This is a genomic window from Lysobacter sp. S4-A87, from assembly GCF_022637455.1.
Classification (GTDB): domain Bacteria; phylum Pseudomonadota; class Gammaproteobacteria; order Xanthomonadales; family Xanthomonadaceae; genus Lysobacter_J.
Map to the genome: position 1 here is coordinate 2948682 of NZ_CP093341.1, position 16333 is coordinate 2965014.

13 protein-coding genes are annotated in these 16333 nt (G+C 65.6%); 7 read left to right on the forward strand and 6 right to left on the reverse strand.

The window, feature by feature from the left end; all coding sequences use genetic code 11:
* Positions 1–444: 444 nt before the first annotated feature.
* Together MNR01_RS13195 and MNR01_RS13200 are read left to right on the forward strand one after the other, a co-directional pair.
* The gene (locus tag MNR01_RS13195) at positions 445–2121 is read left to right on the forward strand and encodes an NAD(P)/FAD-dependent oxidoreductase (RefSeq protein ID WP_241918231.1); all 1677 of its coding nucleotides are present in this window, start codon (positions 445–447) and stop codon (positions 2119–2121) included.
* A 218-nt stretch (positions 2122–2339) separates the two neighbouring features.
* Entirely contained in the window at positions 2340–3764 is a 1425-nt protein-coding gene (locus MNR01_RS13200; RefSeq protein WP_241918232.1) for a DUF1214 domain-containing protein, read from the forward strand.
* 74 nt (positions 3765–3838) lie between these two features.
* Here the strand turns inward: MNR01_RS13200 and MNR01_RS13205 are convergent, their stop codons facing one another.
* The 3 genes from MNR01_RS13205 to MNR01_RS13215 form a co-directional block, all read right to left on the reverse strand.
* Positions 3839–5662, reverse strand: coding sequence for a DUF885 domain-containing protein (locus MNR01_RS13205; protein WP_241918233.1), 1824 nt, complete (start codon positions 5660–5662; stop codon positions 3839–3841).
* 195 nt (positions 5663–5857) lie between these two features.
* Positions 5858–6406, reverse strand: coding sequence for a DUF805 domain-containing protein (locus tag MNR01_RS13210; RefSeq protein ID WP_241918234.1), 549 nt, complete (start codon positions 6404–6406; stop codon positions 5858–5860).
* 175 nt (positions 6407–6581) lie between these two features.
* Positions 6582–7631 carry an oxidoreductase gene (locus tag MNR01_RS13215; RefSeq protein WP_241918235.1) on the reverse strand — a complete coding sequence of 350 codons (1050 nt, stop codon included), beginning with the start codon at positions 7629–7631 and terminating at the stop codon, positions 6582–6584.
* Positions 7632–7697: 66 nt separating this feature from the next.
* Between MNR01_RS13215 and MNR01_RS13220 the strand changes: the two genes are divergently transcribed.
* From MNR01_RS13220 to MNR01_RS13230, 3 genes are all read left to right on the forward strand, one after another.
* Positions 7698–9077 (forward strand): Xaa-Pro peptidase family protein, encoded by a 1380-nt coding sequence (locus MNR01_RS13220; protein ID WP_241918236.1) that lies wholly within the window; start codon positions 7698–7700, stop codon positions 9075–9077.
* A 113-nt stretch (positions 9078–9190) separates the two neighbouring features.
* The gene (locus MNR01_RS13225) at positions 9191–10741 is read left to right on the forward strand and encodes an arylsulfatase (protein ID WP_241918237.1); all 1551 of its coding nucleotides are present in this window, start codon (positions 9191–9193) and stop codon (positions 10739–10741) included.
* 119 nt (positions 10742–10860) lie between these two features.
* Positions 10861–11100 carry a DUF1272 domain-containing protein gene (locus tag MNR01_RS13230; RefSeq protein ID WP_241920625.1) on the forward strand — a complete coding sequence of 80 codons (240 nt, stop codon included), beginning with the start codon at positions 10861–10863 and terminating at the stop codon, positions 11098–11100.
* Between the two features lie 103 nt (positions 11101–11203).
* On the opposite strand, the gene MNR01_RS13235 is transcribed toward MNR01_RS13230, so the two are convergent.
* On the reverse strand, positions 11204–11611 hold the full coding sequence (locus MNR01_RS13235; RefSeq protein WP_241918238.1) for a hypothetical protein: 408 nt from the start codon (positions 11609–11611) through the stop codon (positions 11204–11206).
* 412 nt (positions 11612–12023) lie between these two features.
* On the opposite strand from MNR01_RS13235, the gene MNR01_RS13240 reads away from it, so the two are divergent.
* Positions 12024–13016: a CheR family methyltransferase gene (locus tag MNR01_RS13240; protein WP_241918239.1), complete on the forward strand. Its 993-nt coding sequence runs from the start codon at positions 12024–12026 to the stop codon at positions 13014–13016.
* Positions 13017–13096: 80 nt separating this feature from the next.
* On the opposite strand, the gene MNR01_RS13245 is transcribed toward MNR01_RS13240, so the two are convergent.
* Positions 13097–14029, reverse strand: coding sequence for an alpha/beta hydrolase (locus tag MNR01_RS13245; RefSeq protein WP_241918240.1), 933 nt, complete (start codon positions 14027–14029; stop codon positions 13097–13099).
* 237 nt (positions 14030–14266) lie between these two features.
* Between MNR01_RS13245 and MNR01_RS13250 the strand changes: the two genes are divergently transcribed.
* On the forward strand, positions 14267–14701 hold the full coding sequence (locus MNR01_RS13250) for a hypothetical protein (RefSeq protein ID WP_241918241.1): 435 nt from the start codon (positions 14267–14269) through the stop codon (positions 14699–14701).
* Positions 14702–14723: 22 nt separating this feature from the next.
* Here the strand turns inward: MNR01_RS13250 and MNR01_RS13255 are convergent, their stop codons facing one another.
* Positions 14724–16307, reverse strand: a complete 1584-nt coding sequence (locus MNR01_RS13255; RefSeq protein WP_241918242.1) for a phospholipase D family protein — start codon at positions 16305–16307, stop codon at positions 14724–14726.
* Between the last annotated feature and the right edge of the window lie 26 nt (positions 16308–16333).

The window sequence follows — 16333 nt, forward strand, 5'->3', positions numbered from 1 at the left end:
CGTGGGCCGTTGGTGGCCGAACCTGCTTTCCACACGCACGTTGCCTGCCGCGGGCGGCGGGGCGACGTGATGGGCGGCGGAGGTCTGCGGCGGCGGAAAAGGCCACGACGCCAGTGCATTCAATGGACGCACCTTCGCCGTGGGACGGCGAAGGTCTTGCTCGCAGGCCGCCTAGGCGACCTGCTGCTGCACCGGGGACGAATCCCGTAGTGACGGTGACAGCATGCGGGAGCTACTCCCCTTCGAGGTCGGGATAGTAAAGCAATTGCCGCCGCAGGAGCCATAGGCGGGCCTGATGGCACATCCGGTCTCCCGGTCCAGGCGCATCCGGTGCGTTGGGACGCCCGCGGGATTATCCTTGCAGATCAGGTGCTTCACCGCGCCACGTGCGCCTGCCACGGCCCCCAGAATCACGGCGACGACCCGCGCCATCGGATGCACCGGATGCTCAGACTGACCGACCTCACCCTGCCACTGGACCACCCCGAGCCGGCGCTGCGCGACGCGATCCTGGCGCGACTGGGCATCGCCGCCGACGAATTGGCCGGGTACACGGTCGCCAAGCGCAGTTATGACGCGCGCCGGCGTGGCGCGATCGTGCTGATCTATTCGGTCGACGTGGATACCCCGCGCGAAGCCGACGTCCTTCGGCGGCTGCAGCTGGAGGCCGAAGCCGCAGAGGTCGCGCGCACCGGCGACAGAAGCAAGGTGATGCCCACGCCGGACACGAGCTACAAGTTCGTGGCGCGCGCGCCGCAGAACCTTCCGCTGCGCCCCCTCGTCATCGGCATGGGGCCGTGCGGCCTGTTCGCGGCCCTCGTGCTTGCGCAGATGGGCTTCCGGCCGATCGTCCTGGAGCGCGGCAAGGCCGTGCGCGAGCGCACCAAGGACACCTGGGGCCTGTGGCGCAAGAAGGTGCTCAACCCCGAATCCAACGTGCAGTTCGGCGAAGGCGGGGCGGGCACGTTCTCCGACGGCAAGCTGTGGAGCCAGATCAGCGACCCCAGGCATTTCGGGCGCAAGGTCATCGACGAGTTCGTCAGGGCGGGCGCGCCGGACGAGATCGCTTACGTCAGCAAGCCGCACATCGGCACGTTCCGCCTGGTATCCATGGTCGAGGAGATGCGGGCGACGATCGAGTCCCTGGGCGGCGAGATCCGGTTCAGCCACCGCGTCGACGATCTGCTGGTCGAGACCGACCGCGCCGGTACGCGCCACGTGCGCGGTGTGACGCTGCAGGGCGGCGAGCAGCTGCGCGCCGACCACGTCGTGCTGGCGCTGGGCCACAGCGCACGCGACACGTTCGCGATGCTGCATGCGCGCGACGTGTTCGTCGAAGCGAAACCCTTCTCGATCGGCTTCCGCATCGAGCATCCGCAATCACTGATCGACACCGCCCGCTTCGGCCCGCAGGCCGGGCATCCGCTGCTCGGCGCGGCCGACTACAAGCTCGTGCACCATTGCCGCAACGGCCGCTCGGTGTACAGCTTCTGCATGTGCCCGGGCGGCACGGTGGTCGCCGCGGCCAGCGAGCCAGGACGCGTGGTCACCAACGGCATGAGCCAGTACTCACGCAATGAGCGCAATGCGAATGCGGCGATCGTCTGCGGCATCACACCGGAGGATTACGCGCGCTACGGCGAGGGTCCGCTCGCCGGCATCGAGCTGCAGCGGCACTGGGAAGCGCGCGCGTTCGAGCTCGGCGGCGGCGAATACGAAGCGCCGGGGCAACTGGTGGGCGACTTCCTGAAGGGCAGGGCGTCGAGCGAATTCGGCACGGTGCTGCCCTCGTACAAGCCCGGCGTGCGTCTGGGCGACCTCGCGCCATCGCTGCCCGAGTACGCGATCGAGGCGATCCGCGAGGCGTTGCCGGCGTTCGAAAAGCAGATCCGCGGCTTTGCGATGCACGACGCGATATTGACCGGCGTGGAAACCCGCACCTCTTCGCCGGTGCGCATCACGCGCGGCGAGGACGGCCACAGCGTGAACACACGCGGCCTGTTTCCGGCAGGCGAAGGTGCTGGCTACGCGGGCGGCATCCTGTCGGCCGGCGTCGATGGCATTCGCACAGCCGAAGCGGTCGCGCTCGATATCGTGTCCCGCACCACGCGCGCCGCGTAGCGTTCAGGTGTCACCTTCGATCTGACTCAGATTCTGACGATCGTCCACTTCTGGCTGCGGTTTCAAGCGGTCATTGGGGTGCAGCAGTCGCCTGTTGCTGATGTCCGCTTCCGACCCGAACCGGCCATGCCGCCTGGATCGCAGGCACGTCACGCCGTGTTCACGCCCGAGCCTCCGACACTCACGCCTCTGCCGATCGGCATCCCGGAGTCGTAGCCATGAAGCTCTTCTCGATCGCAGCAATGATCGCAGCGCTGGCCCTGGCGAGCTGTGCGCGCCAACAGGAGCCCACTCCTGCCGGATCTGACTCCGCAAAGCCGCCGCCGGCCGAATCCGCAGCCGTCTCCCCGAATGAGGCCTTCGAGATTGCGCGGGATGCGTACATCTTCGCCTTCCCGCTGAACTACTACTACCGCACGGTCCATTCGGAGATCCTCGACCCCGGCAACCCGAAGAGCATCGGAGGTTTCGGCAAGTGGCGGCACGACGGCCTCGCCAAGCCCGCCGACACTGAAACGACGATGCCGAACAACGACACGCCCTATAGCTGGGCGTGGGTGGACCTGCGCGCCGAACCGTGGGTGCTCACCCAGCCGCCGGCGGACGGCAATCGCTTCTACAGCAGCGTGTGGGGTGACCTGTGGGGCTTCATCATCGACTACCCGGGCTCGGTGATCGATGGACAGAAGGGAGGTCGCTACCTGCTCGCTCCTTCCAACTGGCAGGGCGAACTCCCGAAGGGGGTCAATCGCGTCATACGCGGCGAAACCACCATCGTGGGCACGCTGACCCGCACCGCGGTATCTGGCCCGGCCGACTTGGGGAAGATGGAAGCCATCCAGCGCGGCTACAAGCTCGAGCCCCTGAGCGCGTATCTGGGCCAACCGGCACCGGCGGCAGCGGCCACCCCTGCGTGGCCTGCATGGGATGAGGCCGCCATGACCGATCCGCGTTTCTTCGAGCTGACCAACTTCCTGCTGCAGTTCGTTGTCCCCAACGAGGGCGACAAGTCCATCTACGAGCGCATGGCGCGCCTGGGCATTGGCCCCGGTGGCACCTACAAGGCTGATGCGCTGGCGCCTGAAATTCGTGATGCGGTGGCGCGCGGCATCGCCGACGCGCACCAGCAGATCGTCGACGGCGCTGCGAAGGCGGTGGACTCCACCCTGCTGTATGGCACGCGCGACTACATGACCACGCGTTACCTGGATCGTGCCGTCGGTGTCGAGGCGGGAGGCATCATTCCCAACGTGGTGAAGCAGGCCAAGTACGGGCAGTGGACGAAAGACGCCAGTGGTCAGCCGATGACGGGCGCGAACAAGTACACGTTCACCCTGCCGGCCTCCGACTTGCCGCCTGTCAGGTTCTTCTGGAGCTTGACGATGTACGACCTCAAGACTCGCTTGCTGGTCGATAACCCCATCAACCGCTACTCGATCGGCGACCGCACGCCCAACCTGAAGAAGAACCCGGATGGCTCGCTGACGATCTATGTCCAGCACGAGTCGCCGGGCAAGGCGCGGGAGAGTAATTGGCTACCGGCGCCTGCCGGCGAGATGAGCATCATCTTGCGCATGTACGGACCGGAGGACCGCATCCTCAACGGCCAGTACAAGCTCCCGGATCCGGTGACGGTGCAATAGCGTTCCCGCCGGCGGAACCCCGGTACCAGCGACACGCCCTCTCCAGCAGAGGGCGCGTCGCGTCAAGCGTGGGTCTATTTTGGTCGCGTGGCGATCCAGTCATCGACTGACGCTTCCAGCACCGCCAGCGGCAACGCGCCGTTGCCGAGCACCAGGTCATGGAAGGCGCGAATGTCGAAACGCTGCCCCAGCGCCGTGCGCGCACGCTCTCGCAACGCGACGAACTTCAGGTGACCGACCTTGTACGAGCAGGCCTGGCCTGGCTGGACAAGGTAGCGGTAGACCTCGTTGCGCACTTCGGTTTCCGGCATGCCGGTGTGCGCGCGCATGTACGTGATGGCCTGTTCGGGTGTCCAGCGCTTGCGGTGGAGCCCCGTGTCGACGACCAGTCGCACGGAGCGGAACAGCTCGGCGCGAAGTCGCCCCAGATCGCCCCACGGGTCGTCCCTGTACAGGCCCATCTCGGAGGCCAGTTGCTCCGCGTACAGCGCCCACCCTTCGGTGAACGCGCTGGGGTTGAGGCTGCGGCGCAGCAGCGGCAGATCGGTCAACGTTTGCGCGATGGCAATCTGGAAATGGTGGCCAGGCGAGCCCTCGTGGTAGGTCAGCGTGGGCAAGCTCCACCGCGTGTTCGCCTTCAGGTTGCCGAGGTTGATGAAGAACACGCCCGGACGCGAGCCATCCATTGCCGGCTGCACGTAGTAGGCGCCGGGTGCGTTGGCCTCGGATTGCCGAGGTACCGGGCGCACGTCCAGGGGCTCGGGCGGCGTGCGACCGAAATAGGTCGGAATGTGAGGCTCCAGCGCCGCCAGATTGTGGCGGATGTCGGCGATGAGCTCGGCGCGTCCGGCCTCCGTATCGGCGTACTGGAACCGCGGGTCCGTCAACAACGCCGACATCCGCTCGCCAACGCTGCCCTCGGTGCGGCCCTGTGTGCGCAGGCGCGCGTCCATCTCGCGTTCGATGCGCGCCACTTCGGAAAGTCCGAGGGCATGGATCTGATCCGCGTTGAGGTCGGTGCTCGTGTTCCAGCGCAGAGCGGCGTCGTAATACGCATCACCGCCTGGCAGCGCCCACACGCCACGGTTGCCCGGCTTGCGCGCGACTTCAGCGTCGAGCCGCGCCAGCAACCGGGCGTAAGCGGGATTGGCATCAGTACGTACGGCGTCGACCGCTTGGGCGAGCAACTCGTCTCGACGGGCTGTCGGCACCTGGGACAGCGCCTCGAGCTTGCGCTTGAAGGAGAGCACCAGCGGACTCAGTGCAGGCTCGGGCGAGATCAGGGCGCGGATCTGCGCGGCGGCGCCTTCCATGGCGACTTGCGGAGGCAGCACACCGTGCGCCTTCTGCATATCGAAGTTCGCACCGACCTCGTCGATCTTCTTCGCCACCGCATGCAGTCGCGACACGTACGAGCGTGCGCCGGCCTCATCGCGCACGGCATGCTGGTTCTCGAGGAATTGCGGCAAAGACACCGGGATGCTGAACAACTGATCCACGGCGTAGGTGGACGCGCCGGCCGGTAACCACGCCGGCGCCCATTCGGGCTGCATCAGTTCAATCTGGCGATGGTAGAACCATACAGCCAGGCCATAGCTCCAGCGATCCTGGCCGGTCAGCTGCATTTGATCGAAGTGCTCGACCTCATCCAGGTTGTGCTGCATCTGCGTGCGCAGCACGGCCCGTCGCTGCAGGGAGACGTCGGTGAGCTGGCCTGACAGGTCGATGCCATCGCCGCTGAGCCCGAGCAATGTCCGCAGCTCGGGATCCTGGCGCACTGCGCCCATCATCTGCGTGTCGAGCAGGGCGCTGACTGTGCGAGGTTTCTCGGCCGCAAGGGCGGGGGTGGCCAGGCCGAGCGCGGCGGCGACCAGCAGCGCGATGGAATGACGGGGCATGCGGACTCCATGGAGCGAAGCGGTGCTTACGCGAGGGCGCTATGGTGCGGGCGCACCGCGCACGCGTCGAGTGCTCTGGTCACGTATTGCGAGCCCATGACGCATCGTTGGGCATGAACATGCATGGGGTGCCTTGCACGAGGCCGCACTGCCTCCGACAAGGGGTGCTGTGAGCCATCGCGTGGCTGCGGTGGCTCAGCCCGCTGTCCCCTCGACGGGTTCCGCTGCCTTGGTCGGGTAGGTCAGCAGATAGAGCAGCACCAGGATGCCTCCCACCGGCGCCAAGCTGATGAGCTGCCACCAGGGATTGAGGCCGGCGTCACGCAGGCGCCGGGTGCACGCCGCGACCCACGGCAGCAGCACAAGCAATGAGGCGATCTGCAGGGGCAACTGACCGACAGCTTCGGCCAGTACCTGGGCGACGGCCAGCAGCATTGCCACGGCGAGCGCGAACCACCAGAAATCAGCGCGTGGCGTCGTGCCGGTGAAGTCCAGGCCGCGAAGCACGCCTTCGCGCATCGCGTCCAGGGCCGGCTGGCTCGGCGACGGATCGCCTGCCAGCAGGCTCTCGGCCGGCACCTCGAAGACGGCAGCCAGTGCCCGCAAGGATTCCGTCGAAATCTTCGCGCCTGACTCGAGGCGCTGGATGGTCCGCAGGTTCAAGCCACTCAGTTTGGCCAGTTGCTCCTGCGACCATTGGCGGGCAGTGCGTAGTTCTCGAAGGCGGGTGCTGTTGACGTGCATGGATGCTCCTGGTCATCAGTGCGCGGGTCACGCCATCATCCTGCCGCATGCCCGCCCCCGTGACGACACGGCCCCGACAGGGGGACGACACGAGGCCGACGGCGCGCCGCCGGGTGCGCAATGGGGTAGGGTGGCGACGGCCGGCGCTGATGTCCGCCCCCGGCCCCGCGGAGGACTACAGCGGAAGCTCTGGCGAAACCGCTCGCCCCTCCGACGCCGCGCGCATCGCCGCTTCCATGACGGCCATCACCCGGATGGCCTCCTCGGGTAGAACGGGATTGGGCCCTTCGCCCGCGATGGCCTGCGCGAGCTCCACATAGAACCGGGACTGGTCACCCGGGACGGCGGCCCGCGTCTGGAGCGGGCCGTCATCGCATCGCCATTGCAAGGGATCGGGATCGATACCCCATTCCGGGTCGCCGGGTCGCAGTCCCGCAATCAGCTGCTGCTCCTGGCGATCGGGCTGCGCCTTGACCAGGGATCCCCGCGTTCCATGCACGACGAAGCGCGGTCCGGGAATCGCAGCGAGCATCCCTGCATGCAGGATGGCCCTGATCGCTCCGAAACCGAGCACGACGTGTGCCCAGTCGTCCGTCGTTGCGCCGCTGCGTTGCTGCGCCAGGTTCGCCTGCACGGTATCGGGCCATCCGAACAGGGCCAGCGCCTGATCCACCAGGTGAGGTCCAAGATCCCACCACAGGCCCGTTGCCGGTCCCGGTCGCTCGCGCCAGCGATCACGCACTTGCGGACGGAAGCGTTCGATGCGCGATTCGAAATGACGAGCCTCGCCGATGAGGCCTTCGCGCATGGCCTGCCGCACCGAGATGAAATCGCTGTCCCAGCGACGGTTGTGAAACACCGACAGGATCCGGCCATGGGCCTTCGCCGTCGCGCTCAGTTCGCGTGCTTCCGACAGGTCGGGCGTCATCGGTTTGTCGACGACGACGTGCTTGCCCGCGCGCAGCGCAGCTTGCGCGAGCGGGAAGTGCGTGTCGTTGGGTGTGGCGATCACCACCAGGTCAATGCCGGGGGCGACGACCGCCCGCAGGGGGTCGCTTTCGACCGGCACGCCGGGAAGTTCGGCCTGCACCTGCCCGGGTCGGCTTGAGGCAACCAGCTCCATGGACAGTCCGGCGACCGACTGGATCAGCGGTGCATGGAATGTGCGCGCGGCATAGCCGTATCCGATCAGCGCAATGCGAATTGGACTGGAAGCGCTGCTCATCGCGGATACCTTCGTGGCTGCTTCATCGTGCGTGTCAGTTTGGGTTTGCATGGCCAGGGCTGTCCAATGCACTGGACCATCAGCCTGGCCTGGTCCATCAAGCGCCAGCGGGGCCATTTGCGGTCATATGCCCGGATGGGGCGGCCAGACGGTGGTAACGTCCGCTCCGATCCATATCGGTTGGGAGCCTCCATGCGTCGTCGCGACTTCCTCACTGCAGCTATCGCTGCCACCGGGGCAGCGTCCACTGCCTTCGTGCCGGCCATGGCTGCGCCCCCCGGGGTTACCGGGTTGACCTCCCTGACCACTGGCGCCAAGCCGATCTCCGTGGAGGAGCGCCTGGCGCGGATCGCCAAGCTGCAACGGCTGATGGTCGACCGGAAAATCGGCGCCCTGATCCTGGAGTCGGGTTCGAGCCTGGATTACTTCACCGGGGTCCAGTGGCATCGCTCGGAGCGTACGACGGCCGCCGTGATCCCGGCGCGTGGCGACGTCGTCGTCGTCACCCCGGCCTTCGAAGTGCCCTCGGTACGCGAGACACTGGCGGTGGGCGGTGAGGTGCGGCCGTGGAATGAGCATGAAAGCCCGTTCGCCCTCCTGGTGGGCGCCCTTCGCGACCGTGGCGTTACTTCCGCACCGATCGCATTCGAATCCACCACGCGTCTGTTCATCGTCGATGGCGTGCGCCAGGCAAGCGCCGGTGCCTACCAGGTGGTGTCGGGCGACGCCCTGGTGAAAGCCGTCCGGCTGATCAAGTCCCCGGCCGAACTCGCGCTGATGCAGGCCGCCAGCAACGTCACCCTGGCGGCGCTGCGCCACGTCCATGGCAACGTCCGCCCCGGCATGCGCCCCGACGAGATCGCCGCCATGACGGATGCCGCCACGGTGGCACTGGGCGGCGTGCCGGGGTTCGCCCTCGTGCTGCTGAACGAGGCCAGCGCCTATCCACACGGCTCCAATCAGCCGCAAACCCTGCGCGAGGGCTCGGTCATCCTGATGGATGTGGGTTGCACCGTGCATGGCTATCAATCGGACATCTCGCGCACCTGGGTGATGGGCAAGCCAACGGCGAAACAGCGGAAGGTCTGGGATACCGTCAAGCGCGGCCAGGAACTTGCGTTGAAGACGGCAACGTTGGGCACGCCGGTGGGCACCATCGACGACGTCGTGCGCGCCTACTACGAAAAGGAAGGCTGGGGCCCCGCCTACCGCCTGCCCGGCCTTCCCCACCGCACCGGCCACGGCATCGGCCTGGACGGTCACGAGCCGCCCTATCTGGTCCACGGCGACACCACACCGTTGGCACCCGGAATGTGTTTTTCCGACGAGCCGGGAATCTACATCCCGGGAGAATTCGGCATCCGCCTGGAAGACTGCTGGTACATGACCGAAGGCGGCCCGAAACTTTTCACCGGTTTGGCCAGGTCGATTGACGATCCGATCTGATCGTCGTTTAGGTTCGTGACGCCGATGCGACGCCAGTGACAGGCGACGCTGCTTTCACCGGCGGAGGACAACAATCCTCCGCCGCCCTCCCGCGGCGTCTACGGAGACAGGTGATGGCCGCGAAGCCAGCCGCAGGCAAGTCCGGAAAAAGTGCGGAGAAGGGCTCCGCGCGTCCCAACATTCTCGTGATGTGGGGCGATGATATCGGCCAGTCGAATCTGAGTTGCTATACCAAAGGCGTGATGGGTTATCGAACACCCAACATCGACCGGATCGCGAAGGAAGGCATGATCTTCACCGACTCCTACGCGGAGCAGAGCTGCACCGCGGGGCGGGCCTCCTTCATCACCGGCCAGTGCGGCCTGCGTACGGGCCTGACAAAAGTCGGCTTGCCGGGCGCGGAGCTGGGCCTGAAGGCCGAAGACGTTACTACCGCCGAAGCGCTCAAGCCGCTCGGCTACCGCACCGGCCAGTTCGGAAAGAACCACCTGGGCGACCGCGACGAACACCTGCCGACCATGCACGGCTTCGACGAATTCTTCGGCAACCTCTACCACCTCAATGCAGAGGAAGAGCCCGAGCATGTCGACTACCCGAACGAAAAGGACTTCCCCGACTTCAAGAAGAAGTTCGGCCCCCGTGGCGTGCTGCACTGCTGGGCCGACGGCAAGGGCGGGCAGAAGATCGAGAACACCGGCCCGCTGACCAAGAAGCGCATGGAAACCTGCGACGATGAATTCCTGGCGGCGGCCAAGAAGTTCATCCAGGCCGCCCATGACGCGGGCGAGCCGTTCTTCGTGTGGTTCAACACGTCACACATGCACGCCTGGACGCACGTGAAGCCCGAGAGCCGCGGACAGTCGGGCCGGTGGCAGTCCGAATATCACGACGTGATGATCGACCACGACAAGTGCATCGGCGAGATGCTCGACTTCCTGGACGAGCTCGGCATTGCCGACAACACCTTCGTCCAGTACAGCACCGACAATGGTCCGCACATGAACACCTGGCCAGACGCCGGCACCACGCCGTACCGCAACGAGAAGAACTCGAGCTGGGAGGGCGCGTACCGGGTTCCCTGCATGGTCCGGTTTCCCGGCAAGATTGCGGCCGGCTCGGAGTCCAACGAGATCGTCAGCCACCTCGACTGGTTCCCGACCATCCTCGCGATCGCGGGGGAGCCCGACATCAAGGACAAGCTCAGGAAGGGCTACAAGATCGGCAGCAAGACCTACAAGGTCCACCTCGACGGTTACAACCTGCTGCCGTATCTGACGGGAAAGGAAAAGAAGAGTCCGCGCCCGGGCTTCATCTACTTCACCGACGAAGGCGAAGTCGCCGCGCTGCGCTACGACAACTGGAAGCTGATGTTCATGGAGCAGCGTGTCCCCGGCACGCTCAAGATCTGGCTGGAGCCATTCGTGGAGCTGCGCGCGCCTTACATCTTCAACCTGCGCATGGACCCGTACGAACGGGCACAGATCACGTCGAACACGTACTACGACTGGCATTTCCGGCACATCTATCTGTGCGTGCCTGCGCAAGCCATCGTTGCCGACTTCATCGCGACCTTCAAGGAGTTCCCGCCACGCCAGAAGGCGGCCAGCTTCAGCCTGGATCAGGTCCTCGCGAAGATGACGAACGCTTCCTCCGGCGGCGCGTGAGTGTCGTAGTCCGGCGAGTGTCCGGTTACGGCCCGCCTGGCGGGCCGTAACCTTGTCGGGGGTACTTTGGCCGCGCGATAAGCTGGAGCCCCTCGCGATAGGAGTCCGACATGTTGCAGATGCGTCCAGGCTGCGAGTGCTGCAATGTTGATCTGGCGCCGGATTCGACAGACGCCTGGATCTGTTCGTTCGAGTGCACGTTCTGCACGACCTGCGTCGAGTCAGTTCTGGGCGGTCGGTGCCCCAACTGCGGCGGTTCGTTCTCCAGGCGTCCCACCCGCGTAGGTGGCGCCCTGGAAAGAAACCCGGCATCTACAGAGCGCGTTTTCAAACCCGGTGGTTGCCCTCCGGTGGGCTGATCGGGAGTTAGGGGCTGAGTGGCCCGGTGATGCCGTCTCGACGACGCCAGGAGCGCGACCGATGGCTGGCCCCTCGCACTGAAATCCCGTGGCCGCTGCGGCTTCATTCCCCACAGACACTCTGGTGGGGGCCAAGGAACGAGTCAGAGGTGGTCACAGGCATCGCGTTGTCGGGGGTACTGAAGCGAGGGCCGGTTGTGGCTGTCAGGATGGTTGGAGGCGCGCTCCCCTCGTCTGGTGATGGCCGGCCCGCGGGCTCGGTCGCGTTGGTACACGTGCTGCAACTTGATCGGCGGCCATGCTTCCAAGTGCCCGACAACTCGTGTCCGTTCTGCGTGCCAGCTTCATGGCGCTGCTTCTGCTGGGGCTGGCGACGCAGCCAGTCCTGATAGCGGCTGGGCAGCTCCACGAAGTCGAACACGCCGCGGCCGGTATCTGGGGCCATGACCACGACCACGACCATGACCATGACCATGTTTATGGCCATGATCACGACCATGATCACGACCATGATCACGATCGTGGTGCGGAGCCCGGGAAGCTTGGCTCCCCCAGCACTGATCCCGGCCACGCAACAGGATCCCACGGCCTTTTGCACCACCACGCGGTGATCGTGGCGGCCGACGTCCTTTCGGTCGCCCCCATATGCGTAATCGTGAAGACGACGTCCACGATCTTCCGCCTGCCCGAGCGCGACGTTCCTGCGGGCAGATGCGCGGGGCCATTCCGTCCGCCAATCGCCTGGGTTCCCAGACCTAGCGCCACCGATCGAAGAAGCTTCGACGCCTAGCGTGTCCGGCATCTGCTGGCGTGCCCATCGGCCCGTTTGGTCGATGGCGGGCCTTGGGTGCGCCCTCGCTACTCGGTGCCTCGCGGCGTCGAGCCAGGCGTCCGTATCGGTGACCAATCCCCCGGATTGGACGATGGACACCATGAAAAACCATTCGAACGGGCTGCTCGCCGCCCCGCTGCTGCCGCTCGCGCGTCGATTCTGGCAGCGACTTCCCCCCGCTGTCCTCGCGAGCAGACCAATGCGCCGGTTGGGCGCAGTCATCTACAACCATTACGTGCGGTACACGGACAGATCCCAGTCTCACTACACGTGGTTCCTGCGCAATCCGCCGCAGCTGGCGCTGGCGGCGGACCTGATCTGCAGCGCACGTCCCGAAAGGACCTCCCTGCGAGTCATGTCGGTCGGCTGTAGTGTGGGGGCTGAGCTCTACTCACTTCTGTGGCTTGTACGCAAAACGCAACCGGACATCTCAATCGATGCGAGAGGCATCGACATAGTCCATGACGCTATTGCATCGGCACGGCAGGCAACCTATCGCCTCGAAGCGCCGTCGTCATCCGGTGGCACTCTTTGGGTCGATGGAAAGAACGTCCTGTCGACTTCTTCGGACGCCGTCGATGAGATATTCGATCTCTGCCCGAACGGTGCCTATCGGGTCAAGGACACAATTCGTGCCGGCACGTCCTGGCATGTCGACGACGCAGCCGATCCCGGGCTGTCAGATCGGCACGGACTGCAGGACGCCGTGCTCGCATGCAACTTCCTTGGACCAATGGGGCCGCAATTGGCGGAGAGGTGCCTTCGCAACTTGGCGAACCTGCTCGTACCGGGAGGCTATCTCATCCTGGACGGGATCGATCTCGACCTGAAGGCACGTGTGGTGAAGGATATTGGATTGCTTCCCATAACGGAGGATGCGCAATGCATCCACGAATCCGATCCGACCAAGCAGGATTGGCCTTGGACCCGCTGGTCCTTGGAGCCATTTGATGAATCACGGGCCGACTGGCCTTACCGCTATGCGACGATCTTCCAACGTCCCATGTTGCTGGAGCGGACGTCCCGCGCTTTCCGACCCCCTGCTCCAGCGATGACCGTGGTGCCGGTTGACTCATTGGGATAGACCTGACTCCTTCGACCCTCCAGCCAGTACAAGGCCCGGGCTGGTAGCGATGCCGGCCGGCTGCATCCGGCCGGCCACCCTCAATGCTTTGCCAGGAACGGGACGATCAGGTCGATTGCCTGCTGGGGTTGCTCCTCCATGATCCAGTGCCCCGAATTCTGGATGACAGCGCCTTCGACATTCGACGCGACGTAGTCGACTTCCGGTTTCATGGAAGCGCCATAGGAGTGGTCGCCGCCGATCGCCAGTACGGGAATCTGCAGCTTGCCAACCTTGGCGAAGTTCGCCTTGTTCTCCTCCGCATCTCGTGAGAACGCCTCGAACTGTCCGCCGAAGGAATTGTGGATGGCGCCAGGCAATGCATAGAGCTCGGCGTAATGCTGGCGCGTCTGCTCGTCGATGCCGGCGGGGTCGCCGCCGAGTTCGTTGTAGAACCGGTCCAGCAGGATGCGTTCGCGACCGGCGACCAGGCGCTCGACGTCCGGGCCGCGGAAATTGAAGTGCCAGACCTTGGGATTGATCAGTTGCGCCTGCCACGTTCCCATTCCCGGCAAGGGTGCATCCATCACCACCCATGCGGTGACGCGGCCGGGATAACGGGCGGCGAGGGCATAGCCGACCATGTTGCCGATGTCGTGGGTGACCAGCTGCACCTGCTTCACCTTCAGGCTGTCGAGAATGGCAACCAGGTCGCGGGCCTGTGCTGATTTCTCGTAACCATCTTCGGGATGCGACGACAGCCCCATGCCGCGAAGATCGGGAACGATCACCAGGTGGTTCTTGACGAGCCGGGCTGCCAGCGGTTCCCACATGTCGCCGGTGTCGCCGAAGCCATGGAGCAGCACGACGGCCGGCCCCTTGCCGCCGACCCGCACGTACTGCGTGCCACCGGCTACCGGCATCTGGCTTTCGCGGAAGCTGGCGGGAAATGGCTTTACCTCCGCCGCAGCCGGCAGGGCGCAGAGCATCAATGCGAACAGCACGGCGCGTGCCATGGACTTCGAACGGGACATGTCAGTCTCCTGGTTTCGATCACCAGCGGCGAACTGGCGCAGGGGCTTGCCCGGCCAGACATTGATTGTCACGGCTGGTCGATGACGGACGACTTCACGCGTCCAGAGCGTCGGACCTCATCGTGCCTGGTTTGGGAGCGGCGGAAATCTCGCCGCCGCGTCCCTTAGTATGCAGACGACAGTTCGCGCAGCTCTGGGGGCAAGCAGATGGATTGCAGGGCATTACCGGGAAGTTTGTTGCTGGCGGTGGTTCTTGTGGCGAACGCGGCCGACACCTCGACCGAAGTTCGGCTGCTGGGCGCGTCGCCGTCGTGCGTGAAGGATCGGCTCGGCCAGGTCTCGGTCACGCTCGGCAGCCGGGAACCGAACCTCCGCACCGGCATGGCGCCGACGACGGTGAGGTATCGGGATGCATTCGCGAAGTTGCAGGCGGCCGCCAGCGCCAAGGGTGGCGAAGCGGTGGTTCTCCGTGGCCACGAAGCGGGCTATTTCACGAAGGGTGCGAAGAAAGCGCGCCGACCCACGTTCCTGTCGCTGCAGGGGGCGGTGGTCACTCTTCACGCCCATGGTGCAGGGTGTGCCCTGGCCGCACTGGATCCGGCGGAGTACGAGCGTGATGTCAGCGGCAAGGAGCCTGAAGACGTCGTCATATTCACGGGCACTGCCTTCTAGCGCTGCCTTGAAGCACCGCCCGCTACAGCTGCGATTCGATCGGGAGCCAGCCCGAGGCCCACGCCAGGGCGCGACTCCAGAAACCGGCATCGGGCTCGCGATCCAGGGCGACCGGGGAGGCCTGGGCACGGTCGAGCCAGCGCAGTTCCCCGGCCCTGTCGCGATAGACCCAGTAGCTCATCGCCGGAGCGGTCAGGCGCAGGTACTCATCGCGCAGTTGCCTGGCCATGACCGGATCGTCGAACAGCACGCCCATCTCCGTGTTGAGATTCTTCGAGCGCGGGTCGACGTTGAACGATCCGACGAAGCCACGGGCATCGTCCAGGACGAAGGCCTTGGTGTGCAGGCTCGCACCGGGGCGGATCAGGCCCGGTGACGGCTGGTCGCGCGGGTGTGCGCGCAGCTCATGGAGGTCCGCCCCCTCGCGGATGAGCCGTTCGCGGTACTGCGCGTATCCGCTGTGCACCGGGTAGACGTCGGTTGCGGCCAGCGAGTTGGTAACCACGCCGACGTAGGCGCCCCGCCGGGTCAAGGCGGCGAGCCTGGCCGCGCCATCCTCGCCCGGAACGAAGTACGGGGAGATCACCAGCACCTTCTTGCGAGCTGCGGAAATCGTTGGCCCGAGACGCCCGATCAGCCATTGCGCGCGGTTGTCGTCCGACCACTTCACGGGCGGGTCGGCGACGACCTCGATGCCTGCACTCCAGTGTGGCTGCAACGCGCGCCCGTAGTAATCGCGTACCAGCTGCGATCTGGCCACGCGATCGAGATAGCGTCGTGCGCCTGTGCTGCGGGCATCGCGGTAGACCTCGCGGAGCAGGGTGCGCAGTGCCTGCGGATCCTTTGTGTCCAGCGTCGTGATCGGCACCGCGGCGCTGCTGTTCCAGTAGCGGTCGAAGATCGTGCTCGCCTGTTGCACGGCCGGCCCCAGCAACAACAGGTCGAGGTCGCGGAAGTTCACCTCGGAATCAGCGCTGAAGTACTGCTCACCGATATTGCGCCCACCGATGATCGCGATCCGGCCGTCGGCGATCCAGGCCTTGTTGTGCATGCGGTGGGTCATGCTGAACGACCGGCGCGCCAACTCGAAGGCACGCCCGGTGCCCTGGCGATTGCGGAACGGGTTGTACAGCCGCAGCTCGATGCCGGGATGTGCGTCCATCGCCAGCAGGTGTGGATCCAGGCCCGCGGCATTCATGTCATCGAGCAGGATGCGTACACGCACGCCGCGCTGCGCAGCGTCGTAGGCCTCGCTAGCCAGCAGGCGCCCGGTCAGGTCGTTGTGCCAGATGAAGTACTGCAGGTCGAGGCTGCGGCCCGCCTTGCGCGCCGAGATTGCCCGCGCCGCAAAGGCGTCGACGCCATCGGTAAGGAAGATGGCGCCCGTCTTGCCCGGGTTGGCTGCCAGCAGGGGCGCCAGCTCGCGATCGATCGCGGTCTGCGCCGGTTGCAGCGGCAATGCATGGCCTGGTCTACCTGTGGCCGGTGGCGCCAGGTGGTTGGTGAGCAGCAAGGCGCCGCCGACCGCGGCGAGCAGGACAAGCAGGGCGATGGCGGACCAGCCAAACAGGCGTCGCATCGTTTCCTCCCGGGTCCAGTGCGACATGTTGATTGCGGGGCGGTGGCCCGGAA

Excerpts from the sequence above, each read along its gene's own strand:
- MNR01_RS13245 (WP_241918240.1), bottom strand. The coding sequence starts at position 14,029 with ATGTCCCGTTCGAAGTCCATGGCACGCGCCGTGCTGTTCGCATTGATG.
- MNR01_RS13255 (WP_241918242.1), bottom strand. The coding sequence starts at position 16,307 with ATGTCGCACTGGACCCGGGAGGAAACGATGCGACGCCTGTTTGGCTGG.
- MNR01_RS13205 (WP_241918233.1), bottom strand. The coding sequence starts at position 5,662 with ATGCCCCGTCATTCCATCGCGCTGCTGGTCGCCGCCGCGCTCGGCCTG.
- MNR01_RS13210 (WP_241918234.1), bottom strand. The coding sequence starts at position 6,406 with ATGCACGTCAACAGCACCCGCCTTCGAGAACTACGCACTGCCCGCCAA.
- MNR01_RS13225 (WP_241918237.1), top strand. The coding sequence starts at position 9,191 with ATGGCCGCGAAGCCAGCCGCAGGCAAGTCCGGAAAAAGTGCGGAGAAG.
- MNR01_RS13195 (WP_241918231.1), top strand. The coding sequence starts at position 445 with ATGCTCAGACTGACCGACCTCACCCTGCCACTGGACCACCCCGAGCCG.
- MNR01_RS13230 (WP_241920625.1), top strand. The coding sequence starts at position 10,861 with ATGCGTCCAGGCTGCGAGTGCTGCAATGTTGATCTGGCGCCGGATTCG.
- MNR01_RS13220 (WP_241918236.1), top strand. The coding sequence starts at position 7,698 with ATGCACTGGACCATCAGCCTGGCCTGGTCCATCAAGCGCCAGCGGGGC.
- MNR01_RS13215 (WP_241918235.1), bottom strand. The coding sequence starts at position 7,631 with ATGAGCAGCGCTTCCAGTCCAATTCGCATTGCGCTGATCGGATACGGC.
- MNR01_RS13240 (WP_241918239.1), top strand. The coding sequence starts at position 12,024 with ATGGACACCATGAAAAACCATTCGAACGGGCTGCTCGCCGCCCCGCTG.
- MNR01_RS13235 (WP_241918238.1), bottom strand. The coding sequence starts at position 11,611 with ATGGTCGTGATCATGGTCGTGATCATGGCCATAAACATGGTCATGGTC.
- MNR01_RS13200 (WP_241918232.1), top strand. The coding sequence starts at position 2,340 with ATGAAGCTCTTCTCGATCGCAGCAATGATCGCAGCGCTGGCCCTGGCG.